This window comes from Phenylobacterium sp. J367 (assembly GCF_024699985.1).
GTDB lineage: Bacteria > Pseudomonadota > Alphaproteobacteria > Caulobacterales > Caulobacteraceae > Phenylobacterium.
Genome location: NZ_JAJONA010000001.1, coordinates 4072534 through 4094651, shown reverse-complemented (window position 1 = coordinate 4094651; position 22118 = coordinate 4072534). Strand labels below are relative to the sequence as shown.

The following is a 22118-nucleotide window of genomic DNA, read 5'->3' as shown; positions in this document are numbered from 1 at the left end:
TATGGACGACGCCGCACCCGTCGAGACGCAAACGACCGCTCCCTTGTCCCAGGCGGAGCTGAACGTGCTGACCGACCAACTGATCGAGAAGCTCAAGACGGTGTTCGATCCGGAGATCCCGGTCGACATCTACGAGCTCGGCCTGATCTACAAGGTCGACGTTTCCGACGACAAGGACGTGGCCATCGACATGACCCTGACCGCCCCGGGCTGCCCTGTGGCCGGGGAGATGCCGGGCTGGGTCGAGGACGCGGTGAGGGAGATCCCCGAGATCCGCTCCTGCAAGGTCGAGCTGGTGTTCGATCCGCCGTGGGATCCCTCGCGGATGTCCGACGAGGCCAAGCTCCAGCTGAACATGTTCTGATGGAAACCCTCGGCGTCACCCCCAGCCGCGCGTCAGGCGCCCCCCGGCCGAAGGTCGTCACCCTGAGCGATCGGGCGGCCGAACGCGTCCGCGAGATCATGGCCCAACCCAGGAAAGATGGGGCCGAGCGGCCCTACATCGGCCTGCGGGTCGGCGTGAAGAACGGCGGCTGCGCCGGACAGGAGTACGTCCTGGAATACGCCGAGTCCGCCGACCCGCTGGACGAGGTGGTCGAGGACAAGGGCGTCACCATCCTGGTGGAGCCCAAGGCGGTGCTGTTCCTGATCGGCACCGAGATCGACTACGAGGTCACCAAGCTCTCGGCCAAGTTCGTGTTCCGCAACCCGAACGAGACCGATGCCTGTGGCTGTGGCGAGAGCGTCACCATCGAGCCGGCCACCGGCCTCTGAGCCTAGGTTCGTCCGCCGACCCGCGTTATGCTCGCTCCCGACCGGGGAGGGACCTATGACCGACGCCGACTCAGAGCTTCGCCGCCAGGCCGAACGGCGGGCGGACATGAAGCTGGCCTTCCGTAGCCACCTGACAGCCTATATGATCGTCAACGCCGGCCTGTTCGCCATCGACTGGGTGACGTCGCCGGGGATCGACTGGGCCTTCTGGCCGGCGATCGGCTGGGGCATCGGCCTCGCAGCCCACGCGGCGGCCACCTTCGGCTACCTCGGCGACAGCCGTGAGCGCCTGGTGGAGAAGGAACTCGAACGCCTCAAGGCGAGGCGCTAGCTACTTCCCCTTGAACTCGGCGGGACGCTTCTGGAGGAAGGCCATGACGCCTTCGCGCGCGTCCTCGGTTCGGCCGGCCGCCCCCCTGCGCATAGGCCTCGGCCTCCAGCTGCAGGTGCCAGTCGGCGTCCAGGCCCTCCCACACGAGGTTGCGAGTCAGGCCGAGCGAGGCGGGACCGTCGGCCAGCGCGCGGGCATAGCCCATGGCCGCGTCCATGAGTTCGGCGTCCGGAACGCACTTGTTGATCAGGCCCCAGTCGAGGCGCGGTCTTGGCGGGCAGCTTCTCGCCCAGGAGCATCAGCTCCATCGCCCGAGCCTTGCCGAGGTAGCGCGGCAGCAGCCACGTCGCCCCGCCGTCCGGAACCAGGCCGATGCGGCGGAAGGCCAGCAGGAAGTAGGCGCTTTCCGACGCCACGATCAGGTCGCCCATCAGGGCCAGGGACACGCCGACGCCCGCCGCCACGCCGTTCACCGCGCTGATCAGCGGTTTCGGCGACTTCCGGACCGCCGAGACGAAGGGGTTGTAGGTGCGAAGCAGGGAATCGTTGGGGCCGTTCGGGTTCGGCGCCGAGCCGGCCCTGCCGCCGCTGAGGTTCGCGCCCGAGCAGAAGCCGCGTCCTTCCCCGGTGATGATGATCGAACGGACCTTGTCGCCGTAGGCGAAGTCCTCGAAGGCCGCGAGCAGGTCGCCCATCAGGTCGAGGCCCGCGGCGTTCAGGGTGCCCGGATCGGACAGCGTGATCACGCCCACGCGATCCTCGATGGAGGTCTTCACCTTCGCGGCGGCCTGCGTCCCGTCCATGTCTTCCTCCCTCGAGCTCTTGGGCCCGATAGAAGGAAAGATACCCCGGCGTCAGGCTAGAGAAAAAGCGTCAGGCCGCCTTGGCCACCGGGTCGGCGGCCGTCGTGCGGTTGCGGCCGCCGCGCTTGGAGGCATAGAGCGCGGCGTCCGCCCGCTCCACGAGACCGGCCGTGGTCTCGCCGGGCCCGCGCTCCGCAAAGCCAGCCGAAACCGTGATCGCGCCGAGGTCCTCGTTGGTCGAGCGTCGCTTCAGCACGCGGGAGGAGACCTCCTCGCGGATGTCCTCCAGCACCGCCCGGGCCGTCTCGCCGGTCTCGCCCGGGAAGATCAGCGCGAACTCCTCGCCGCCATAGCGGGCGGCGATGCGCGGCGAGCGGCCGGCGCGGCCGATCACCGAGGCGACGTAGCGGATCACCTGGTCGCCGGTCTGGTGGCCCCAGGTGTCGTTGAAGCTCTTGAAATGGTCGATGTCGAGGACGGCGAGCGTCAGCGTCTGGCCCGAGGCCTCGGCCTCGGAGCAGGCCTTCTCGAGCGCCTCGTCGAACGCCTTGCGGTTGGCGAGGTGGGTCAGGCCGTCGGTGAGCGCGTCGCGGCGCACCAGCTCGAGGTGTTCCTTCAGCCGCCCGACCTCGGCGGTCGTGTCGGCGAGCTGCGTCTCCAGGGTGCGGTTCTCGCGCTGGACCCGGCGGGTGGCGCTGGTCAGCGTCTCCACCATCTCCTTGATACCGGAGGTGTCCTCGTTCTCCAGCGACTTGGAGGCGGTGGCGAGCTGCTGGCCATAGGCTTCGCTGGTCTCGCGGGCGCTCTCGATGGCGCGGGAGACGCTGTCCAGTTCCTGGGCGAGCGCGTCGCCGGCGTCCAGGATCTCGCCGTTCAGCTTGGCCTTGGGCAGGTACTTGGCGGCGAGCTGCTCGCCCACCGCATCGGTGAACGCCTCGCCGGCCTCCAGCATCTGGTCGATCTCGGCGGCCAGGGGGCCGTCCTTATGCGCCACATAGTGGATCCAGACCTCGAAGTTGCCCGGAGTCGGCCAGACCCTGTGCTGCTCCATGGCCGCGATCGCCCGGCGGGCGATCGCGTAGGCCGTAGGGGCCCTCAGGAGGGTTTCGACGTCGGACGACATGGGCTCCAGATCCAACCCGGGGACGCAGCGCACGCATCCACCGGCGGGACTGAGCCTAATGAAAAGGCGCCAAACGACCGGTTAAGGCGGGTCGTTAACTTCCCTTAGGGCCGCTGCCTTTCAAGCCCGACCTCAGTCGTCCGCCGGCGGCGGGGCGGCGCTGCGCGTCAGGAAGGCCGGCACGTCGGCGCCGAAGCCCACGACGCGCTCGCCGTCGCCACGGTCGCGGCCCCGGTCCCGATCCCGCTCCCGATCGCGCCGATCGTCACGACGGTCGCCGCCACGCTCCGCGCGCGGGCCGCGGTCGCGGTCCGGGCGATCGCGGAGGGGACGGTCCCGGTCTCCCTGGCTCTGTTCCGGGCGATCGCGTTCGATGCGCTCGCGATCCTGCCGAGCCTCGCGCTCGGTCCGCTCACGGTCGGCCTTCTCCCGTTCGGAGCGCTCGCGGCGCGGGCGTTCCTCGCGGGCCGGAGCCGGGGCCGGAGCGGCCTCGGCGACGGCGGGCGTCTCGGCCGGCTTGCGGCTGCGGCTGCGGCGCGGCGCCTCGGCCTCGGCGCCTTCGGCCGGCGCGGTCTGCTGCACCGGATCCATCGCGGCGCGCTCGCCGTGGTCCTTGACGATGCGCGGGCGGCGGTCCCGGTCCCGATCCCGATCCCGGCCGCCGCGCTCGCGGCCGCCCTTGCGGTCGCCGCGGCCGGCGCGGGGTTCGTCCTTCAGGCTTGCCCAGTCGAGGTCGAGGGTGAGCTCCTGCGGCGTCTTGCCGATCAGCTTGATGACCTTGTCGATGTTCTTCGCATCGGCCGGGGTCACCAGCATGAAGGCCTCGCCCGTACGGCCCGCGCGGCCGGTCCGGCCGATGCGGTGGACGTAGTCGTCGGCGTGGTGCGGCACGTCGTAGTTGAACACATGGCCGACGGCCGGGATGTCCAGGCCACGCGCGGCCACGTCGGACGCGACCAGCAGCTTCAGCTCGCCCTTGCGGAAGCTTTCCAGCGTGCGCATCCGCGTCTGCTGGTCGAGGTCCCCGTGGATCGGGGCGGCGTCGAAGCCGTGGGTCTTCAGCGACTTGGCGACGATGTCGACTTCCGACTTGCGGTTGCAGAACACGATGCCGTTCACCACCTCGCCCCGCTCGATCAGCGCGCGCAGCGCCGTCCGCTTCGCCTTCGGGTCGGAGACCGGCAGCTTGGCCATGTACTGGGTAATGGTCTCGGCGGTCGTCGCGGGCCGCGAGGCCTCGATCCGCACGGGGTCGTGCAGGAACTGCTTCGTCAGCCGGGTGATCTCCGGCGGCATGGTGGCCGAGAAGAACAGCGTCTGCTTCTTGGCCGGGGTCAGCTTGAAGATGCGCTCGAGGTCGGGGATGAAGCCCATGTCGAGCATCCGGTCGGCCTCGTCGACGACCATGATCTGGACGCCGGTCATCAGCAGCTTGCCGCGCTCGAAGTGGTCGAGCAGGCGGCCGGGCGTTGCGATCAGCACGTCGACGCCGCGGTCGAGCTTCTGCTCCTGGTCGGAGAAGGAGACACCGCCGATCAAGAGCGCCCAGGAGAGCTTCTGGCCCTTGGCGTACTTCTCGAAGGAGGCGGCGACCTGGTCGGCCAGCTCGCGGGTGGGGGCGATGACCAGGGCGCGCGGCATGCGCGCCTTGGAGCGGCCGGCCTTCAGCCGGTCGATCATCGGAAGGGTGAAGGCGGCGGTCTTGCCGGTGCCGGTCTGGGCGATGCCCAGGACGTCACGCCCCTGCAGGGCGACGGGAATAGCCTCGGCCTGGATCGGTGTTGCGGTGGTGTAGCCTGTGTCGGCGACGGCCTGAAGGGTCGCAGGCGAGAGGCCTAGTTCGGAAAATTCGGTCATCTGTTACGAATATAGCGGCGGCCCGGCCGATCCCTGTGAGAGACGAAGGCTGGCGTACCGCGGCGGCGCGAGCGGAGATCGACGCGCGCGCGGAAGATACGGGCAGCAACGCTCAAGTCAACGCACGTGGGCCCCGGGCGTTCAGAACGGCCCGCCGGAGGGGCGCTCAGGCCCGTCGTACGGGCTATTAAGCGTCGGGCCCGGCCCCAGGGCGTCCAGCCACGGCGTCGAGCCCGGCTCGATCCCTGAACCCGCCGTCAGACGTCCAGGTCGGCGGCGGCGAACTCGGCGTTCTCCTGGATGAAGCGGAAGCGGAGTTCCGGCTTCCGGCCCATCAGGGCTTCCACGAGGCTTTCCACGCTTTCCTCGGCGCGGGGCAGGGTGACCTTGGCCAGGATCCGCTTCGACGGATCCATGGTGGTCTCCTTCAGCTGGGCCGGCATCATCTCGCCCAGGCCCTTGAACCGGCTGATGTCCGGCTTCTTCCCCTTGAACTCCGTGGCCAGCAGCTCGTCGCGGTGGGCGTCGTCTCTCGCGTAGAGCGACTTCGCGCCGTGACTGATCCGGTAGAGCGGCGGCAGGGCCAGGTAGAGGCGGCCGGCGCGGATCATGTCCGGCATGGTCCGGTAGAAGAAGGTGATCAGGAGGCTCGCGATGTGGGCGCCGTCCACGTCGGCGTCCGTCATGATGATGATCCGCTCGTAGCGGAGGTCCTCTTCCTTGAACTTCGACCCGCCCTGGGCGCCCAGCGCCAGCATCAGGTCGGCCAGCTCCTTGTTGCCGCCCAGCTTGTCCAGCGAGGCCGAGGCGACGTTCAGGATCTTGCCGCGCAGAGGCAGGATCGCCTGGGTGCGGCGGTCGCGGGCCTGCTTGGCCGAGCCGCCGGCGCTGTCGCCCTCGACCAGGAAGAGTTCGGTGCCGTCGGTGGCCTGACCCGAGCAGTCGGCGAGCTTGCCGGGCAGGCGGAGCTTGCGGGTGGCCGACGCGCGGGCGACCTCCTTGTCGCGGCGGCGCTTCAGGCGTTCTTCCGCCCGTTCGATGACGAACTGAAGCAGCGCGCTCGCCGACTTCGGCTGGGCGGTCAGCCAGTGGTCGAACGGGTCGGCGATGGCCTTCTCGACCAGCCGCTGGGCTTCGGACGAGGAGAGCTTCTCCTTGGTCTGGCCCTGGAACTCCGGGTCGCGGATGAAGACGCTGACGAGCGCGCCCGCCTGGGCGACCACGTCCTCGGCGGTGAGCAGGCCGCCGCGCTTCTCGCCGGTCAGTTCGGCGTACTGCTTGAGACCGCGGGTCAGGGCCGCGCGCAGGCCCGCCTCGTGGGTGCCGCCCTCCGGCGTCGGCACGGTGTTGCAGTAGGACTGCATGAAGCCGTCGGCCTCGCCGAAGCCGGCCGGCGTCCAGGTCACCGCCCACTCGACCTTGCCGGCCTCGCCCTGCCGCTCGTAGCGGCCGGCGAAGGGCTCGGGCGTCACCGTCTCGATGGTCTTCACCCGCTCGGCCAGGAAGTCGGCCAGGCCGTTCGGGAAGCGGAACACCGCCTCGGCGGGCGTCTGGTCGTGAATCCGCGAGGGATCGCACTTCCAGCGGATCTCGACGCCGCCGAACAGATAGGCCTTGGACCTGGCCATCCGGTAGAGGCGGGCCGGCTTGAAGGCGACGCCCTCGCCGAAGATCACCGGATCGGGCGTGAAGGCGATCTGGGTGCCCTTCTTCCGCGTGGGCCCCAGCTTCTCGATAGGGCCGATCGGCTTGCCGCGCGTGAAGGCCTGGCGCCACTCGAAGCCGTCCTTCCAGGCGGTGACCTCGACGCGTTCCGAGAGCGCGTTGACCACCGAGACGCCGACGCCGTGCAGGCCGCCGGAGGTTTCATAGGCCTTGCCCGAGAATTTCCCGCCCGAGTGGAGGACGGTCATGATCACTTCGAGCGCCGACTTGCCCGGGTGCTTCGGGTGCGGGTCGACCGGAATGCCGCGGCCGTCATCCTTGACGGTGAGCTGGCCCTCGGCGTCGAGGCTGACCTCGATCACCTTGGCGTGGCCGGCCACCGCCTCGTCCATGGCGTTGTCGAGGACCTCGGCGAACAGGTGGTGCAGGGCCCGCTCGTCGGTGCCGCCGATGTACATGCCCGGCCGCTTGCGGACCGGCTCCAGGCCTTCCAGGACCTCGATGTCCTTGGCCGAGTAGCTGGACGGCTTGCCGCCGACCACGGCCGGGTCGGGCCGCGGCTCATGGCTCTCCGCCAGCGGCGCAGCCGGCACAGGGTTCAGCGCGTCGTCGTTGAAGAGGTCGAAAGGCTGGGCGGCGGACTTGGACATGACTCGACGACGTTAGGGGGATTCTGAGCGGGTATGAATCGCCCAGCGCCCGAAGGCAATGCGGCGGGACGCGCCCCGCCGCTCACACCTACTTCGAGGGTGCGTAGATGGCGGAAAGCCGGTCCGGCGCGCCCTCGATCCGCTCCAGGCGCGGGTACCTGAGGCCGCCGCGGTAATCGATCGCCACCGTCCGGTAATGGTCGCCGTCCTTGACGATCAGGCTGATCGGCTGGCCGGCCTTGGCGGCGGTGATCGCTTCCTTGAAGCGCTCGGTGTCGTAGGCGATGCCATTCACGGCGATGATCTTGTCGCTGTTCGTCAGGCCCGCCTTGAAGGCCGGTCCGTTCCACAGCACGCCGGTGATCGTCGCCTCGCGGTTCAGGGTCATGCCGACGGAGTAGGTGAGGTCGACCATCTTCCGGGAGGCCTCGTTGTCCTTCCAGAACTCGGTCGGCGTCTCGGTGTAGATCAGCCGGTAGCCGCCGCGGGTGATGCCGTCGAGCGGGGGCTCCGGGGCCACCTCGCGCAGGCGCTTCGTCAGGAATCCCGACCAGTCGTGGGGCACGACCTTGTTCAGGCCGGCGACCACGTCCTCGAAGGTGTAGGTGACCGGCGTCCAGGAGCCGTCGTTGATGCCAAAGAAGGCCCGGGCGAAGTCGTCGAGCGACTTCCTGCCGCCGGTCTTCTCGCGGATGAGGGTGTCGGCGTCGAGCCAGACGAGCTGGCCTTCCGAATAGTAGTCCTCGCTGCGCTGCCAGGTCGTCCACGGGATCGGCCGGCGGCCGGCGATGGTCGGGTCGTGGCCGGTGTCCTCCACCGAGCGCCACTCGCGGCCCGGCCGGCCGGTGGAATAGGTGGCCGCGGTCATGGCGAGCGCGTCGAGCGTCTGCTGCTTGGTGACCAGGCCCGACCGGACGCCCAGGACGTAGCCCCAGTACTGGTCCTGACCCTCATAGACCCACAGCAGGTTGCCGCGCATGGGCACGTTGTAGTTCGGCGTCCAGAGCTCGGCGGGCCGCCTGAACTTGCCGTCCCAGGAGTGGTTGTACTCGTGGGGCAGGAGGTTGCGGGCCGGCGCATTCTTCGACCACTCGGTGAAGTACCCCGGGACGGTGCCGTTCTCCGACGAGCGGTGGTGCTCCAGTCCGATGCCGCCCATGCGCTCGGTGAGCGCCAGCAGGAACTCGTAGCGGTCGAAGTGGCGTGCGCCATAGAGCCGGTCGGCCTGCCGGACCAGCTCGCGGTGCTTCTCGATCTGCTCGTCCGTGGCGGCCAGGAGCTCGGGCCGGTCGGCCACGACGTTCAGGCGCACCGGCGACTTGCCGGAGGTGTCGAGGTCGTAGCGCTTGAAGTGACGGCCCGCGAACATCGGCGAGTCCATCAGGGTCTCGAAGTCCGTCCGCTTGAAACGGACCCAGCCGTCCCCCCTCGCTGGCCGTGTCCAGCGCCACCCCATAGCCCCAGCCGCTCGGCAGCTTGATCGCCGCGTCGATCGGGATGCGCCGGGCGAAATATCCGGCCGGGTACATGGCCAGCGAGATCCACTGGGCGTTCAGCATCTCCGGGGTCATCACCACCCGTCCCTGCTCGGGGGCGGTGGGCGAGACGTACTGCCACTCAAGGTCGAGGGTCGTCGTCCCCGCCGGCGGGGTCACGTGGAAGGCGAAGACCTGCACCGGGTCGCGGGTCCAGGGCACGACCTGGCCGTTCGCCCGGACCACCAGGCCGGCCACGTTGAAGATCGCGTTGCGCGGCGAGTGCCCGCCGGGAACCCACTGAGGGTAGAGCAGGGTGACGGGACCGGAGCCCGCCAGCGGGATCTGCTGGCGGATGCGGAAGATGCGGCGCTCCAGGTCGGTGGCGTCCACCTCCAGCTTCAGGGCGCCCGGATAGGCCACGTCGCGCGGCGCGGCGATCTCCGGCGGAAGGGCCGCGGGCTGCGGGCCGGGGGAGGGTTGGGCGGTGGCCGGCAGGGCGACGGCGAGGGCGAGGGCGGCGGAAAGCGCGGTGCGGCTTACAAAGGTCATGCGTTGGGTTGTAGTGCGGGGCCGCCGCGCCCGGCAATCTTCAGCCGCAGGAGGAGACCGAATGCCTTTCCGCGCCGCCGTGATCGCCCTATTCGCCGCGGGCCTCGCCGTCGCCGGCTGCCAGCAGAGCGCCGCCGAGGCGCAGCCCGGTCCCGCGCCGCCGCCCGTGGCCCAGGGTCCCGACCGCGCGGCGGCCACCGGCGGCATGTGCGGCGGGATCGCCGGCTTCACCTGCACCGACCCGAACGACTGGTGCAAACACCCGACCGGGCAGTGCCGTGTGACGGACGGCGCGGGCGTGTGCACGCCGAAGACGCAGATCTGCACCCGCGAGTACAGGCCCGTCTGCGGCTGCGACGGCAAGACCTACGGCAACGCCTGCACCGCCGCCGCGGCCGGCGTCAGCGTGGACCACGAAGGCGAGTGCAAGGCGGCCTGATGTTCTTGTAATGTTCCTGCTGGGCGGTAAGCTTGCCGTTCCTTTTTCCTCCCCCGTTCACGGGGGAGGTGTCGCCCGCCGAAGAGCGGGTCGACGGAGGGGGCGAGGACCGCATGAGAGCCAAGATCATCACGCTGAAGCGCGCGGGGTGCTCCGGTCGGCCATGACCGAACCGGAGGTGATGCTGTGGAGCCGGTTGCGAAAGCGGAATCCGGTGTGGCCGGTCTTCCGTCGGCAGCACGCAATCGGACCCTACATCTTGGATTTCTACTGCCCCGCCGCGGCGTTGGCGGTGGAGGTCGATGGCGCGGGCCACGGAGAGGGCGCCCAGATCGCGCACGATGAGCGCCGCGATGCGTGGCTCGGACGGCGGGGAATCACCGTTTACCGGGTCTGGGCGTCGTCGGTATTTCAAGATGTGGACGAGGTTGCGGACCAGGCGCGGCATCTGGCGGATGAATTGATCGCCGGTCGCGGCGTCCGCCCCCTCCGTCAACCGCTCTTCGGCGGCTGACACCTCCCCCGTTCACGGGGAGGAACAAAAAGGCCCGCGGATCACTCCGCGGGCCCTCACAATCTGCTGAAGGATCAGCCGACTAGCACTTGAAGTACATGTCGAATTCCACCGGGTGCGGGTGGAGCTGGAGGCGCATGACCTCTTCCATCTTCAGCTCGATGTAGCTGTCGATGAAGTCGTCGTCGAAGACGCCGCCCTTCTTGAGGAAGGCGCGGTCCTTGTCGAGCGCCTCGAGGGCTTCGCGCAGGGACCCGCAGACTTCCGGGATCTTCTTCTGCTCGCGGGGCGGCAGGTCGTAGAGGTTCTTGTCGGCCGGGGCGCCCGGATCGATCTTGTTCTCGATCCCGTCGAGGCCGGCCATCAGCAGGGCCGTGAAGGTCAGGTAGGGGTTGCCCATCGGGTCCGGGAAGCGGGCTTCGATGCGCTTGCCCTTGGGCGAATCCACGTGCGGGATGCGGATCGAGGCCGAGCGGTTGCGGGCCGAGTAGGCCAGCTTCACCGGGGCTTCGTAGCCGGGCACCAGGCGCTTGTAGGAATTGGTGGTCGAGTTCGAGAAGGCGTTGATCGCCTTCGCGTGCTTGATGATCCCGCCGATGTACCAGAGGCAGAGGTCCGACAGGCCGGCGTACTTGTCGCCCGCGAACAGCGGCTTGCCGTTGCCCCAGATCGACTGGTGGACGTGCATGCCCGAGCCGTTGTCGGCGAACATCGGCTTGGCCATGAAGGTCGCCGTCTTGCCGTAGGCGTGGGCCACGTTGTGGATCACGTACTTATAGAGCTGCAGGCGGTCCGCCATGGTGATCATGGTGTCGAACTTCAGGCCGAGCTCGTGCTGGGCCGGAGCCACCTCGTGGTGGTGCTTCTCGGGCTGCATGCCGAGTTCGCCCATGACCGCCAGCATCTCGCCGCGCAGGTCCTGGCCGCTGTCGACCGGATTGACCGGAAAATAGCCGCCCTTCGGGCCGGGCCGGTGGCCCATGTTGCCTTCCGGATAGGACTTGCCCGAGCTGACCGGCAGCTCGCTGGAGTCGTAGGCGTAGAAGGTGTTGTGGGGCGCGGTGTCCCAGCGCACGTCGTCGAACACGAAGAACTCGGCCTCCGGGCCGAAGTAGACCGTGTCGCCGATGCCGGACGCCTTCACATAGTTCAGCGCCGCCTTGGCGATCGACCGCGGATCGCGGTTGTAGGGGGTGTTGGTGTCCGGGTTCACGATGTCGCAGAACAGCGCCAGCGTGGTCTGCTGGTAGAACGGGTCGATGATCGCCGTGTCCAGGTCGGGGCGCAGCTTCATGTCGGACTCGTTGATCGCCTTCCAGCCGGCGATGGACGAGCCGTCGAACATCGTGCCGTCGGTGAGGAAATCCTCATCCACCAGGGCGATGTCGAAGGTCACGTGCTGCATCTTCCCGCGCACGTCGGTGAAGCGCACGTCGACGTACTTGACGTCCTTTTCCTTGATCTCGTTCAGGATGTCCTTGGCGGAAGCCATAGCAATTATCCCCTTGGTTGGTCCGGTCTCGATGGTGGGTGTTAGACGGCCGCGGGCCCGGTCTCGCCGGTGCGGATGCGCATGACGTCGATGACGTCGGAGACGAAGATCTTGCCGTCGCCGATCCGGCCCGTGCGGGCGGCCGTGGCGATGGCTTCGAGCGCGCGGTCGAGCTGGTCGTCGGCGACCACGACCTCGATCTTGATCTTGGGCAGGAAGTCCACGACGTACTCCGCGCCGCGGTAGAGCTCGGTCTGGCCCTTCTGGCGGCCGTAGCCCTTGGCCTCGATCACCGTCATGCCCTGGACGCCCAGTTCCTGCAGGGCCTCCTTCACTTCGTCGAGCTTGAACGGCTTGATGATGGCTTCGATCTTTTTCATGACCCCGGCTTGCGACTGCAAATGCGCCGCCCCGGCGCTTGGCCGGGAACCAGCACGGCGGATGCCGACGCCACAAGCCGGGTCCGTTGCCTGACGTCGCGGCCACCTGCGAAAATGACCGAGCGCTCAAAAAACAGGCGCCCATGGATCAAAAAACGATCAGGTCGGAAATCGCCTTGTGGGGCGTCCTTCCGGCCCTAGGATCACGGGCAGTAGCGTCGGGAGGCGGCTCGAAATGTCGGAAAACACCCCAGTTCTGATCGGGGCGGGCCAATTCACGTACCGCGGCGATCCGGGCGATTCACCATCCCCGACCGCATTGCTGAAGATTGCGGCGGATCGCGCCGCCCTCGACGCCGGGATCGGCGCGGCCGGTCTGGCCGCCGTCGACGCCCTGGCCGTGGTCGGCTACACGATCGACAGCCCGGGCTCGAAGCGGGGCATGATCCCGCACTCCACGAACCCGCCGCTGAGCCTCGCGAGACAGCTCGGCGCCGCCCCGCGCTGGAGCGTCTATTCCGAGATGGGCGGCAACACGCCCCAGTACCTGATCAACACGCTGGCGGCGCGCATCGCCAGGGGCGAGGCCGACCTGGCGCTCGCCGTCGGCTGCGAGTTCCTGGGCTCGGCGATGAAGCGGATGGGGAAGGGACTTCCGTTCGCCGACTGGCAGGCCGACGAGGACGAAAGCCTGCCTGCGCCCGAGCGGATCGGCGATCCGCGGGCCGGCAGCACGGCCTATGAGATCCGGCACGGGCTCTCCCGGCCGATCAACATCTATCCCCTGTTCGAGAACGCCCTTCGCGCCCGCGACGGCCGCTCGCTGGACGACCACCAGCGGCGGATGGGCGAGCTCTTCGCGCGGTTCTCGAAGGTGGCGGCGAAGAACCCCGAGGCCTGGTTCCAGACCGAGCGGCAGGCCGACGAGCTGGTGACGGTCTCCGACAGGAACCGGATGATCGGCTACCCCTATCCGAAGCTGCTGAATGCGATCATGGAGGTCGACCAGTCCGCCGCGGTGATCCTGGCGAGCGAGAGGAAGGCCCGGGAGCTCGGCGTGCCGGAGGACCAGTGGGTGTACCTGCACGGTTGCGCCGACGCCGCCGACCTCTGGCACCCCACCGACCGCCAGGATTTCCACTCCAGCCCGGCCATGGTCCGGACCGGGCAGAAGGCCTTCGAGATGGCGGGCATCGGCATCGACCAGGTGGACCTGATCGACCTCTATTCCTGCTTCCCGGTGGCGGTGGAGATCGGTGCGGAGGCGCTGGGCCTCTCGCTCGACGATCCGCGCGGCCTCACGGTCACCGGCGGGCTGCCCTATGCCGGCGGCCCCGGGAACAACTACGTCATGCACTCGGTCGCGGTGATGCTGCAGAAGCTGCGGGCCCGGCCCGGAGCCTATGGCCTGATCACCGGCAACGGCTGGTACCTCACCAAGCAGTCCACCGGGATCTATTCGACGAAGCGGCCCGACAGGCCGTTCGAGCGCGAGGATCCCAAGGTCCTGCAGGCCGAGATCGACGCCCTGCCGCATCCCGAGGTCACGGAAACGCCAAGCGGCCGCGCTACGGTCGAGACCTACACCGTCGTCCACAAGCGGGAGGGACCGTTCCTGGGCATCGTGGTGGGGCGCGACGAGGCCGGTCGCCGGTTCTGCGCCAACACCCCGGCCGATCCCGCCTTCCTCGCCGCCTTCGAGGCCCAGGAGCAGGTGGGGCGCCCGGGCACGGTCGGCCCCGCGCCGGACGGCCAGACCAACCTGTTCACACCCGATTGAGTCCCCGATGCCGCGTCTCTACCTGATCCGCCACGGAAAACCGGCCTCCACCTGGGGCGGCGCCGACGATGATCCCGGCCTGGACGACGCCGGACGCGCGCAGGCCGAGGCCGCCCGCGACTGGCTGCTGGGCCTGCCGGCGGGGAGCGGCCCGAGCGGGTGGTGAGCTCGCCGCTGCGCCGCTGCCGGGAGACCGCGGCGCCGACGGCGGAGGCGCTCGGCGTGGCCCTCGAAATCGATCCTCAGGTTGGCGAGATCCCGACGCCCAAGGCTCTGGACGCCGCCGCCCGCCCGGATTGGCTGCGGCAGGCGTTCCAGGGCGCCTGGGCCGATATCGAGGGCGACCTGGATTACGACGCCTGGGCGCCGGGACATCGTCGCCGCCCTGCGCGCTCGCGGGGACACGGCGGTGTTCTCGCACTACGTGGCCATCAACGCCGTGGTCTCCGCGCTCGCGGGCGACCCGCGCGTGCTGCACTTCCGGCCGGACCACACCTCGATCACCGTGCTGGAAACCGACGGAGAGCGCTTGACCTTGGTGGCCAAGGGGCGCGAAGCCACGACGGGAGTTCTCTAGCGGCATCAGGAGCAGGGCTTGGCGGCGCGGCAGATCCCTCACGGTTTCCGAGACCGCCGCCGCCGACAGGGCCGCCATCGCCGCCGGGACGCCCGGGACGGTGCTCATGGAGCGCGCGGGGACCGCCGTCGCCGACGCCATCTGCGCCCGCTTCGATCCCTGTCCCACCGTCGTCTTCTGCGGACCCGGCAACAATGGCGGTGACGGCTATGTGGTCGCCCGCCTGCTGAGAGACCGCGGCTGGGACGTCTGGGTCGAGCAGCTCGCGGAGCCCGCCAGCGACGACGCCCGGGCGATGGCGGCGCTCTGGCACGGCCTGACCGCGCCGGTGGGCGAGGGTCGGGACCGGGCGGAGCTCTTCGTGGACGCCATATTCGGCGCGGGCCTGACCCGGCCGCTGGACGGGGAGGCCGCCCGCCTCGCCCGCGTGTCCCAGCGGCTGCGCGACCGGTTCGTGGCCGTGGACCTGCCGAGCGGCATCGCCGGGGACACGGCCCAGCCGCTCGGGGAGCCGGCCTTCTGCGCATCGCTCACCGTCACCTTCCACGCGCGCAAGCCGGCGCATGTGCTGGAACCCGGCCGCGGCCATTGCGGCGAGGTGGTGGTGGCGGACATCGGCCTCGGCGAGACCGAGACGCGGCTCTTCGAGAACGGGCCGGAGCTCTGGGCCGACCGCATCCCGTGGCCCGACAGCACCTCCCACAAGCACGCGCGCGGCCGGATGATCGTGGTCAGCGGCGACGCCTGGAGCACGGGCGCGGCCCGGCTCGCGGCGCGGGCGGGCCTTAGGATCGGTTCGGGCCTCGTCACCATCCTGTCGCCCCCGGAGGCGCTGGCCTCGAACGCGGCGCACCTGGAGGCCGTGATGCTCCGCCCCGTGGAGACCGAGGTGGAGCTGGAACAGGCCGCCGCGGCCGTCGACGCCGCGGTCATCGGGCCGGCCGCCGGCGTGACGGACTCAACCCTCCTGAACGTTCTGGCGCTGGCGCGCACAGGCGCGGCCCTGGTGCTGGACGCCGACGCCATCACCGTGTTCCGCGAGGACCCGGAGGAGCTGTTCTCGGTCTTGGACCGGGACGACGTGCTGACGCCGCACCCCGGCGAGTTCGAGCGTCTGTTCCCAGGCCTCCTGGCCGCCTCGCCCGAACGGATCGCCGCCGCCCGGCGGGCGGCCGAGCGGGCCGGGGCGGTGGTGCTGCTGAAGGGCGCCGATACGGTGGTCGCCGCGCCCGACGGCCGGGCGGCGGTCAACCTGAACGGCTCGCCGTGGCTGGCCACCGCCGGATCCGGCGATGTGCTGGCGGGCTATATCGGAGGGCTGATCGCCCAGGGGATGGAAAGCTTCGAGGCGGCCTGTGCCGCCGCCTGGATTCACGCCGCGGCGGCCGAGCTGCACGGGCCGGGCCTGATCTCCGAGGACCTGCCGGGCCTGACCCCCCGGGTCCTGCGCCGGCTCTACGAGGAGCGCTGAAAACGAAAACGGCGCGGAGGTCGCCCTCCGCGCCGCAATCTGAAGCGGAATGCTCCGAAGCCTTAGGCCTCGGCGTAGTCGCCTTCGTGCTGGCCAGCGCCGCCTTCGAGAAGGTCGGCGGCAGCCTGCTCGGCGGCCTCGCGCTCTTCTTCGAACTGCGAGCTGATCACGTTCTCGCCACGGGCTTGGCGCTCGGCCTCGTCCTGGCTGCGCGCGATGTTCAGGGTGACGGTGACCGTCACTTCCGAGTGCAGGCGCACCTTCACTTCGTGCAGGCCGAGCGTCTTGATCGGCTTGTCCAGCACGACCATCGAACGTTCGATCTTGCCGCCTTCGGCGTTCACGGCGTCGGCCACGTCGCGGCCGGCCACCGAGCCGTAGAGCTGGCCGGATTCGCCGGCCTGGCGGATCATCACGTAGGACGTGCCGTCGAGCTTCTCACCGGCGGTCCCGGCGGCTTCCTTGGCCTTCGCGTTGCGGGCCTCGATCTCGCTGCGCTGGGCTTCGAAGACCTTGAGGTTCGCGGCGTTGGCGCGCAGCGCCTTCTGACGCGGGAGGAGGAAGTTGCGGGCGTAGCCGTCCTTGACGGTGACGACGTCGCCGAGCGTGCCCCAGCCTTCCACGCGTTCGAGCAGGATGACTTTCATGTGCGTTGTCTCCCTTACTTCACGACGTAGGGGAGGAGCGCCAGGAAGCGGGCGCGCTTGATGGCCTTGGCCAGCTCACGCTGCTTCTTGGCGGACACCGCGGTGATCCGCGACGGCACGATCTTGCCGCGCTCGGAAACGTAGCGCTGCAGGAGCTTGACGTCCTTGTAGTCGATCTTCGGGGCGTTGGCGCCGGAGAACGGGCACACCTTGCGGCGGCGGAAGAACGGACGGCGCTGGCCGCCCGGCGGCGCCGGCGGCCAGAGCGGCCGGGGCCGTGGAGGTTTCTTCGGACATTGAGAGAGCCTCCCTTTCTTAGAATTGCGGGGCGTCGTCGCGGCGTTCGCGGTCGCGATCGCGGCGGGCGAGGATCGGGGAGAGCTCCAGGTCCAGCTCGTCCACGCGCACGGTCATGTAGCGCAGGACGTCTTCGTTGATCGAAAGCTGGCGCTCCATCTCCTTCACGGCGTCGGCCGGGGCGTCGATGGCGAGCAGGGAGTAGTGACCCTTGCGGTTCTTCTTGATCCGGTAGGTCAGGTTGCGGAGACCCCAGTACTCGATCTTCGCGACGTTGCCGCCGCCTTGCTCGATGAGGGCCTTGAGGGTGTCATTCAGGGCTTCGGCCTGTTGCGGCGAGATATCCTGCCGCGAAATGACCACGTGTTCGTAGAGGGCCATGTTTTCCTTCTTCCGGCGTGGAAGGCGGCGCGTCCGGCGGCGGAAGGTCCGCCGGAAACGATGGCTCTCGCGCGGCGGCCGGGAGTTTCCCGGCCCATTCGCGTTCCGCGTGAGACCGCATTCCGTGAAGAGGCGGGCAAATAAGGGAAAAGCACCTCGGCGGCAAGGCTTTTCGCCTTGCGCGCCGGCCCGCGGCGACCGAGGCTGCGGCGAGGGAGGGCCCATGCGCCGCAACCGGATGATCGCCACGGTTCTCTCGGTGGGACTGGGTGTCCTGCTCTACTACGCTTTCAAGGCGCTGTTCGGCTGACGCCTAGCGCTTGCCCTTCAGCGTGTTGACGGTGGCGAGCGTCTCGCTGACGTGCTGGGTCGGGTCCATCTTCGAATAGGCGTGGACCACCTTGCCGTCCTTGCTGATCACGTAGGAGGTCCGGTCGGACCAGTCCGGCTTGGCGGCGAGCACGGCGTCGTACTGCTTGGCGATCTTGGCGCCCGGATCGGCGGCCACCGGGAACTTGCCCGAGCACTTGTCGCTGTCGGCCGAGATCTGCTGCAGCTTGTCCAGGTTGCCGGCGGTCACCCCGATCACCGTCGCGCCGGCGGCGGTGAACTGCGGCATGGCGTCCGCGAACATCTTCGCTTCGAGATTGCAGCCCTTGGTATCCGCGGCGGGGAAGAAATAGAGCACGACCGGCCCCTTCTTCCGCGCCTGGGCGAGCGAGAAGGTCAGCGGCTTGCCGGCCTGGAAGCCAGGAGCCGTGAAGTCCGGCGCGGCGTCGCCGGCCTTCAGGGCGGCGAGGGCCGGCGTGGCGGCGAACGCCCCGAGGGCGGCGAAGAGGGCTAGGCGTTTCATGGCGGTCTCCCGAGGGCGTCTGCGCGTGTCCCGCCGAGGTTAGCCGCAGGACCCCGCCGAGGCGAGCCTAGAAGAACAGGAAGTTGTCGGCGTCGAGCGCCGAGAGCTTCACGTTCTGCAGCGTGAGCACATGGTTGGTGTCATAGGTGATCACCACGTGGGCCCCGGCCTGCACGGCGTGGGCTTTCAATTCGTCGAAGCTGCCGAACATGGCCGGCGACATCTGGATCACCTCGTTCTTGGCGTCGAAATCGGTGATGGTGTCGCGGCCGAAGTCGACGCCGAAGACGAACCGGTCCGGACTGGCGCCGCCCTTCAGGACATCGTCGCCAGCGCCGCCGGCCAGGGTGTCCGTTCCGTTCCCGCCGTCGAGGACATCGGCGCCCGCGCCGCCGTCGAGGCTGTCGGAGCCGTTGCCGCCGATGAGCTTGTCCTTGCCGTCGCCGCCCATCAGCACATCCGTGCCGTTGGCGCCGTCGAGCGTGTCGGCCCCGCCGAGGCCGAGCGTGTCGCCGCTGTTGCCGCCCCAGATCTTCTCGCCCCGGCTGGTGCCCACGAGCGTCTGCGGGTGGTTGCCGCCGCGGATGTCGGGGCCGACGCCCACAGGGTTCAGGGTCACCGTCACCGTCTCGGTGTCGGAATAGTCAGCGCCGTCGAAGGCGCGATATTCGAATGACACGGTCCGCGCCGTCGTCAGGTCGGCGTCGCCAGCCAGGGGCTGGACGTAGAAGCGGCCGTCCGCATCGACGACCACGCCGGCCGGCAGCGTCCCCACGGCCGAGTAGATCAGCGCCTGGCCGTCGGCGTCGGTGGCGACGAGTTGGCCGGTGAACAACTCGCCGGCCGTGACGGCGCCGGTGAAGGCCTGGGCGTCCGGTGCCGTGTTGAGGTTGAGCACCAGATTGTCGAAGGCGCCCCAGCCGGTGCCGCCCACGACGAACCAGCGCAGTTGCGTCAGGCCCGAGCCGAACTCGACGGGAAGGGCGATGGTCTGGAACCCGTCGATCGCGTCGGTCGTCGGGGCCTGGAAGGTGACGACGTTGCCGTCCGCCTTCACCCCTGGAAGTAGAAGTCGACCTGCGAGGTGCCGGTGATCGGCGTCGTGCCGTCGAAGCCGCCGAAGCTGAACCCATTGATGTCGATCGAGACCGCGCCGAAGGCCTCCGGCCGCCGGCTTCAGCACGACCGTGTCGGAGGCGTACTGGTTGATCAGATAGCCGCCGGTGCCGAGGTCGGTGATCTGGGCGCGGTTCCAGAAGGCGTCGGGATATCCCTGGTTCTGGGTCACCTCGGTCGAGAAGTTGAATCCCTGCTCGCCATAGGTCTGGAAAAGACCCGTTGGGACGTTCTCGAACTGGATCGTGATCGACATAGGCTGACCCCCGCGAAGTTCGTGAAACTATCGACCGCGTTGCGTCGGTTCAATTGAGTTCTGACGGGCGTGATTATTAATTGCGTCGAATATCGCAGCCCTGGGTGGAGTTAAGTTGCTGGCGCAACCGCCTCCGTCAGCCGAAGATGAAGTCCTCGGAGTTCAGGCTCTTCAGGCTGACGCCGACGAGCGTCAGGCTGCTGCCGTCGTCCGCCGTGATGACGACGCCGTACCAGGTCTGCCTGGCGTGATCCATGAGGTCCTCGTAGCTGCCGAACACCGAGGGCGAGATCTTGATGGTGTCGCCGGCTTCCCACTCCCAACGGTAGCCGGAGCGGTCCCAGTAGTGGTTGTCGTGGTCGTCGTCGCGCCAGTAGCGGCAGTCGCCGCGATCGTCGTCGTTCTTGCGGTGGCGATCGTAGCGCCCGTCCTTCTCCCAGTGACCCGAGTTGAAATCGAGGATCACGTCGTTGCCGAAGCCATTGCCGAAGACGAACTGGTCGTTGTCGCTGCCGCCCGTGAGGGTGTCGGCGCCGTCGCCGCCCAGGATGGTGTCGCGGCCGTCCGCGCCATAGACGAAGTCGTTGCCGGCGCCCGCATCGAGGAGTCGTCCCCGTCCTCGCCCCAGACCTGGTCCTGGCCGTCGCCGGCGGAGATGGTGTCCTTGCCGTCGCCGCCGTAGAGCTTGTCGGCGCCGCCGGCGGCCACGAGCTTGTCGTTCCCGTCCTTGCCCCACATCCGGTCCGCGCCGGCCGTGCCGGACAGCGTGTCGGCCTTGTTGCCGCCGAACCTGTCCGGACCGGCGGGAATCGGCGTCAGGGTCACCTTGACGGTTTGGGCCGCCGAATAGTCCGTGCCGTCGAAGGCCCGGTACTGGAAGCTGACGACCCGCGCCGAGGTCAGGTCGGCGTCCCCCCGCCACCGGTTGGACGTAGAACGTCCCGTCGGCGTCGAGCACCACGCCGGCGGGGAGGGTCCCCACGGCCTGGTAGGTCAACGTCTGCTGGTCCACGTCGGTGGCCACCAGGTGGCCGGTGTACAGCGTCCCGCCCTGCGTGGCGGCGGTGAAGGCCTGGGCGACGGGCGCGGTGTTCAGGGTGAGCGTCAGGTTGTCGAAGGCGCCCCAGCCGGTGCCGCCGTTGACGAACCAGCGCAGTTGGGTGAGGCCGGACGCGAACTCGGTCGGCAGGGCGACGGTCTGGAAGCCGTCCACATTGTCCGTCGTGAACTGGTAGCTGATGATGTTCCCGTCAGCCTTCACGCCCTGGAAATAGTACTCGACCACCGAGGTCCCGGTGATTGGCGTCGTGCCGTTGAAGCCGCCGAAGCTGAAGCCGTTCACCTGGATCGAGGTCGCGCCGAACGCGCCGCCGGCCGTCGGTTTCACGACCACCGTATCGGAGGTGTACTGGTTGATCAGGTAGCCGCCGGTGCCCAGGTCAGTGGTCTGGGCGCGGTTCCAGAAGGCGTCCGCGAAGCCCTGCTGCTGCGTGAGCTGGGTGGAGAAGTTGAAGCCCTGCTCAGTGTAGGTCGTGACCAGACCCGTCGGCACAGCCTCGAAGTTGATCGTGATCGGCATGGTGTCGCCCCTCGATGACCCGTTCTGGCACAGGTCCGTTCCTGCTGCCCGGGGACCCGCACACCTGCGAGCCCGTTCCCCCCAGCAAGAGCAAGAGCCGCGCCGGCCCTAGTTGTAAGCGACGGTTACCGCGAAGGTCCCCGAATACGTCCCGTTGCGGGTCGTGGGCGAGATCGGGAAGGATCCGCCCACGAAGAAGTTCAGGCTGCCGGAGTTGCCCAGGATCGAGCTGAGCTGGGCATTGCCGCCGGAAATGAAGGTGTTGGTGGTGACCGTCAGGCTCGACGCGCTTGGACCGGTCATCGTGAAGGTCGACGGCACGGTGATGGCGAGCGTCTGGCCGCCCTCGCCGGACACCGAGAAGGAGGCCCGGGTCGGCAGGGGCAGGTTCAGCCAGGCGACGCCCGCCGGCACGGTCTTGGAGGCGTCGGCGGCCGCCAGTCCCACGGTGACCGCGCCGCCGCTCACCGGCTTGACGATACGCCCGAACGCCAGGTCGGAATTCTTGGTGAGCGAGAGCGAGCGGAACACCGTGGCCACCGCCGTGCCGCTGCCCGACTGAGAGCCGTTGGGCGGGTTCACGTCGTCGGCCCAGACGTAGAAGCTTGCTGTCGCGTTGCCGGTGGAGCCGGTCCCGTCCGCGCCGATCGGGAAGTCCGCCCCGACGTAGAAGGTCTTGGAACTGTTCTTGCCGATCGGGCCGATGCGGAAGTTGATCGGGTTCGTCCCGGACGCCGCGGTCTTCAGCGTCGCCGTGCCCATGGAGACCGTGAAGTTGGTCAGGGCCTTGGCGCGGCCGGTGACGGATCCCGCGCCGACCCGGATGTAGACGTCGTCGTTGTTGCAGGCATTGTCGTTGCCGCAGCTGATCGTCACCGTCGCGCGGCTGGTCCCGGTGCTGACGCGGGCGCCGTTGCCGCTCTGCTTGGTGATCGCGCCCGTCGAGGGCGCGATCCGGAAGACGGTGTCGCCGGACGCCGCGGAGGCGACCTCACCCAGGGAGGGCGTGCTCGAAGACACGCCGACGCCATAGGTTTGCGCCGCCGCACTTCCGCTTGCAGCGGCGAGAAGCATCACAATCAAGAGTTGAGATATACTGATGCTGC

At 68.9% G+C, this 22118-nt stretch carries 23 protein-coding genes and 3 pseudogenes; 10 read left to right on the top strand and 16 right to left on the bottom strand.

Features of this window, described 5'->3' with window-relative positions:
• The first annotated feature begins 1 nt into the window (after nt 1).
• The 3 genes from LRS04_RS21820 to LRS04_RS21810 are packed head-to-tail and all read left to right on the top strand — an operon-like array spanning nt 2 to nt 1105.
• Nucleotides 2–364 carry an SUF system Fe-S cluster assembly protein gene (locus LRS04_RS21820; RefSeq protein ID WP_257818186.1) on the top strand — a complete coding sequence of 121 codons (363 nt, stop codon included), beginning with the start codon at nt 2–4 and terminating at the stop codon, nt 362–364.
• A complete protein-coding gene (locus LRS04_RS21815; RefSeq protein ID WP_257818185.1) occupies nt 364–774 on the top strand; it encodes an iron-sulfur cluster assembly accessory protein in 411 nt (136 codons plus the stop codon). The genes LRS04_RS21820 and LRS04_RS21815 overlap by 1 nt, the downstream gene beginning before the upstream one ends.
• Before the next feature lie 55 nt (nt 775–829).
• The gene (locus LRS04_RS21810) at nt 830–1105 is read left to right on the top strand and encodes a 2TM domain-containing protein (RefSeq protein ID WP_257818184.1); all 276 of its coding nucleotides are present in this window, start codon (nt 830–832) and stop codon (nt 1103–1105) included.
• On the opposite strand, the gene LRS04_RS21805 is transcribed toward LRS04_RS21810, so the two are convergent.
• The 6 genes and pseudogenes from LRS04_RS21805 to LRS04_RS27185 form a co-directional block, all read right to left on the bottom strand.
• On the bottom strand, nt 1102–1908 hold the full coding sequence (locus LRS04_RS21805) for an enoyl-CoA hydratase-related protein (protein WP_257818183.1): 807 nt from the start codon (nt 1906–1908) through the stop codon (nt 1102–1104). The genes LRS04_RS21810 and LRS04_RS21805 overlap by 4 nt on opposite strands.
• A 70-nt stretch (nt 1909–1978) precedes the next feature.
• A complete protein-coding gene (locus LRS04_RS21800) occupies nt 1979–3031 on the bottom strand; it encodes a GGDEF domain-containing protein (protein WP_257818182.1) in 1053 nt (350 codons plus the stop codon).
• A gap of 132 nt (nt 3032–3163) precedes the next feature.
• Nucleotides 3164–4888, bottom strand: a complete 1725-nt coding sequence (locus LRS04_RS21795; RefSeq protein WP_257818180.1) for a DEAD/DEAH box helicase — start codon at nt 4886–4888, stop codon at nt 3164–3166.
• 257 nt (nt 4889–5145) lie between these two features.
• Nucleotides 5146–7203 (bottom strand): DNA topoisomerase IV subunit B, encoded by a 2058-nt coding sequence (parE, locus tag LRS04_RS21790; protein ID WP_257818179.1) that lies wholly within the window; start codon nt 7201–7203, stop codon nt 5146–5148.
• Nucleotides 7204–7291: 88 nt separating this feature from the next.
• Nucleotides 7292–8584 carry a PDZ domain-containing protein gene (locus tag LRS04_RS21785; RefSeq protein WP_308238202.1) on the bottom strand — a complete coding sequence of 431 codons (1293 nt, stop codon included), beginning with the start codon at nt 8582–8584 and terminating at the stop codon, nt 7292–7294.
• A gap of 73 nt (nt 8585–8657) precedes the next feature.
• Nucleotides 8658–9230: pseudogene (locus LRS04_RS27185) on the bottom strand (peptidase M61); the annotation flags it as partial.
• 61 nt (nt 9231–9291) lie between these two features.
• Here LRS04_RS27185 and LRS04_RS21780 point away from each other — a divergent pair.
• The gene (locus LRS04_RS21780) at nt 9292–9669 is read left to right on the top strand and encodes a Kazal-type serine protease inhibitor family protein (RefSeq protein ID WP_257818178.1); all 378 of its coding nucleotides are present in this window, start codon (nt 9292–9294) and stop codon (nt 9667–9669) included.
• Between the two features lie 148 nt (nt 9670–9817).
• Entirely contained in the window at nt 9818–10183 is a 366-nt protein-coding gene (locus tag LRS04_RS21775) for an endonuclease domain-containing protein (RefSeq protein ID WP_257818177.1), read from the top strand.
• Between the two features lie 82 nt (nt 10184–10265).
• Here the strand turns inward: LRS04_RS21775 and glnA are convergent, their stop codons facing one another.
• Together glnA and LRS04_RS21765 are read right to left on the bottom strand one after the other, a co-directional pair.
• Nucleotides 10266–11675: a type I glutamate--ammonia ligase gene (gene glnA / locus LRS04_RS21770; RefSeq protein WP_257818176.1), complete on the bottom strand. Its 1410-nt coding sequence runs from the start codon at nt 11673–11675 to the stop codon at nt 10266–10268.
• 41 nt (nt 11676–11716) lie between these two features.
• Nucleotides 11717–12055: a P-II family nitrogen regulator gene (locus LRS04_RS21765; protein WP_257818175.1), complete on the bottom strand. Its 339-nt coding sequence runs from the start codon at nt 12053–12055 to the stop codon at nt 11717–11719.
• A 235-nt stretch (nt 12056–12290) separates the two neighbouring features.
• Between LRS04_RS21765 and LRS04_RS21760 the strand changes: the two genes are divergently transcribed.
• The 5 genes and pseudogenes from LRS04_RS21760 to LRS04_RS21750 all read left to right on the top strand — a co-directional run bounded on the left by LRS04_RS21760 (nt 12291) and on the right by LRS04_RS21750 (nt 15883).
• On the top strand, nt 12291–13835 hold the full coding sequence (locus LRS04_RS21760; RefSeq protein WP_257818174.1) for an acetyl-CoA acetyltransferase: 1545 nt from the start codon (nt 12291–12293) through the stop codon (nt 13833–13835).
• A 7-nt stretch (nt 13836–13842) separates the two neighbouring features.
• Complete coding sequence (locus tag LRS04_RS27180; protein WP_308238201.1) at nt 13843–14001, top strand: histidine phosphatase family protein; 159 nt, start codon at nt 13843–13845, stop codon at nt 13999–14001.
• A pseudogene (locus LRS04_RS28415) lies at nt 13995–14042 on the top strand (hypothetical protein); the annotation flags it as partial. The gene LRS04_RS27180 and the pseudogene LRS04_RS28415, both read left to right, overlap by 7 nt.
• Before the next feature lie 202 nt (nt 14043–14244).
• Entirely contained in the window at nt 14245–14412 is a 168-nt protein-coding gene (locus LRS04_RS27170) for a hypothetical protein (protein WP_308238452.1), read from the top strand.
• Nucleotides 14413–14416: 4 nt separating this feature from the next.
• A complete protein-coding gene (locus LRS04_RS21750; RefSeq protein WP_257819220.1) occupies nt 14417–15883 on the top strand; it encodes an NAD(P)H-hydrate dehydratase in 1467 nt (488 codons plus the stop codon).
• Nucleotides 15884–15945: 62 nt separating this feature from the next.
• Here LRS04_RS21750 and rplI read toward each other — a convergent pair whose 3' ends face one another.
• From rplI to LRS04_RS21715, 8 genes and pseudogenes are all read right to left on the bottom strand, one after another.
• The gene (gene rplI / locus LRS04_RS21745; RefSeq protein WP_257818173.1) at nt 15946–16530 is read right to left on the bottom strand and encodes a 50S ribosomal protein L9; all 585 of its coding nucleotides are present in this window, start codon (nt 16528–16530) and stop codon (nt 15946–15948) included.
• Between the two features lie 14 nt (nt 16531–16544).
• The gene (gene rpsR, locus LRS04_RS21740; RefSeq protein WP_257818172.1) at nt 16545–16739 is read right to left on the bottom strand and encodes a 30S ribosomal protein S18; all 195 of its coding nucleotides are present in this window, start codon (nt 16737–16739) and stop codon (nt 16545–16547) included.
• A 106-nt stretch (nt 16740–16845) separates the two neighbouring features.
• Nucleotides 16846–17208, bottom strand: a complete 363-nt coding sequence (gene rpsF, locus LRS04_RS21735; protein WP_257818171.1) for a 30S ribosomal protein S6 — start codon at nt 17206–17208, stop codon at nt 16846–16848.
• A 313-nt stretch (nt 17209–17521) separates the two neighbouring features.
• Nucleotides 17522–18061 (bottom strand): peroxiredoxin, encoded by a 540-nt coding sequence (locus tag LRS04_RS21730; protein WP_257818170.1) that lies wholly within the window; start codon nt 18059–18061, stop codon nt 17522–17524.
• Nucleotides 18062–18128: 67 nt separating this feature from the next.
• Nucleotides 18129–19433, bottom strand: coding sequence for a calcium-binding protein (locus tag LRS04_RS21725; protein WP_257818168.1), 1305 nt, complete (start codon nt 19431–19433; stop codon nt 18129–18131).
• Between the two features lie 136 nt (nt 19434–19569).
• Nucleotides 19570–20061, bottom strand: coding sequence for a hypothetical protein (locus tag LRS04_RS28410; RefSeq protein WP_374577280.1), 492 nt, complete (start codon nt 20059–20061; stop codon nt 19570–19572).
• 20 nt (nt 20062–20081) lie between these two features.
• Nucleotides 20082–20171, bottom strand: a pseudogene (locus LRS04_RS28405) (hypothetical protein); the annotation flags it as partial.
• 949 nt (nt 20172–21120) lie between these two features.
• Entirely contained in the window at nt 21121–22032 is a 912-nt protein-coding gene (locus LRS04_RS21715; protein WP_257818166.1) for a DUF4402 domain-containing protein, read from the bottom strand.
• Nucleotides 22033–22118 lie beyond the last annotated feature (86 nt).

Bases quoted from the DNA above. Each gene is read 5' to 3' on its own strand.
- LRS04_RS21820 (WP_257818186.1), top strand. From the start codon at position 2: ATGGACGACGCCGCACCCGTCGAGACGCAAACGACCGCTCCCTTGTCC.
- LRS04_RS21815 (WP_257818185.1), top strand. From the start codon at position 364: ATGGAAACCCTCGGCGTCACCCCCAGCCGCGCGTCAGGCGCCCCCCGG.
- LRS04_RS21810 (WP_257818184.1), top strand. From the start codon at position 830: ATGACCGACGCCGACTCAGAGCTTCGCCGCCAGGCCGAACGGCGGGCG.
- LRS04_RS21805 (WP_257818183.1), bottom strand. From the start codon at position 1,908: ATGGACGGGACGCAGGCCGCCGCGAAGGTGAAGACCTCCATCGAGGAT.
- LRS04_RS21800 (WP_257818182.1), bottom strand. From the start codon at position 3,031: ATGTCGTCCGACGTCGAAACCCTCCTGAGGGCCCCTACGGCCTACGCG.
- LRS04_RS21795 (WP_257818180.1), bottom strand. From the start codon at position 4,888: ATGACCGAATTTTCCGAACTAGGCCTCTCGCCTGCGACCCTTCAGGCC.
- parE (WP_257818179.1), bottom strand. From the start codon at position 7,203: ATGTCCAAGTCCGCCGCCCAGCCTTTCGACCTCTTCAACGACGACGCG.
- LRS04_RS21785 (WP_308238202.1), bottom strand. From the start codon at position 8,584: ATGGACTCGCCGATGTTCGCGGGCCGTCACTTCAAGCGCTACGACCTC.
- LRS04_RS21780 (WP_257818178.1), top strand. From the start codon at position 9,292: ATGCCTTTCCGCGCCGCCGTGATCGCCCTATTCGCCGCGGGCCTCGCC.
- glnA (WP_257818176.1), bottom strand. From the start codon at position 11,675: ATGGCTTCCGCCAAGGACATCCTGAACGAGATCAAGGAAAAGGACGTC.
- LRS04_RS21765 (WP_257818175.1), bottom strand. From the start codon at position 12,055: ATGAAAAAGATCGAAGCCATCATCAAGCCGTTCAAGCTCGACGAAGTG.
- LRS04_RS21760 (WP_257818174.1), top strand. From the start codon at position 12,291: ATGTCGGAAAACACCCCAGTTCTGATCGGGGCGGGCCAATTCACGTAC.
- LRS04_RS27180 (WP_308238201.1), top strand. From the start codon at position 13,843: ATGCCGCGTCTCTACCTGATCCGCCACGGAAAACCGGCCTCCACCTGG.
- rplI (WP_257818173.1), bottom strand. From the start codon at position 16,530: ATGAAAGTCATCCTGCTCGAACGCGTGGAAGGCTGGGGCACGCTCGGC.
- rpsF (WP_257818171.1), bottom strand. From the start codon at position 17,208: ATGGCCCTCTACGAACACGTGGTCATTTCGCGGCAGGATATCTCGCCG.
- LRS04_RS21730 (WP_257818170.1), bottom strand. From the start codon at position 18,061: ATGAAACGCCTAGCCCTCTTCGCCGCCCTCGGGGCGTTCGCCGCCACG.
- LRS04_RS21725 (WP_257818168.1), bottom strand. From the start codon at position 19,433: ATGTCGATCACGATCCAGTTCGAGAACGTCCCAACGGGTCTTTTCCAG.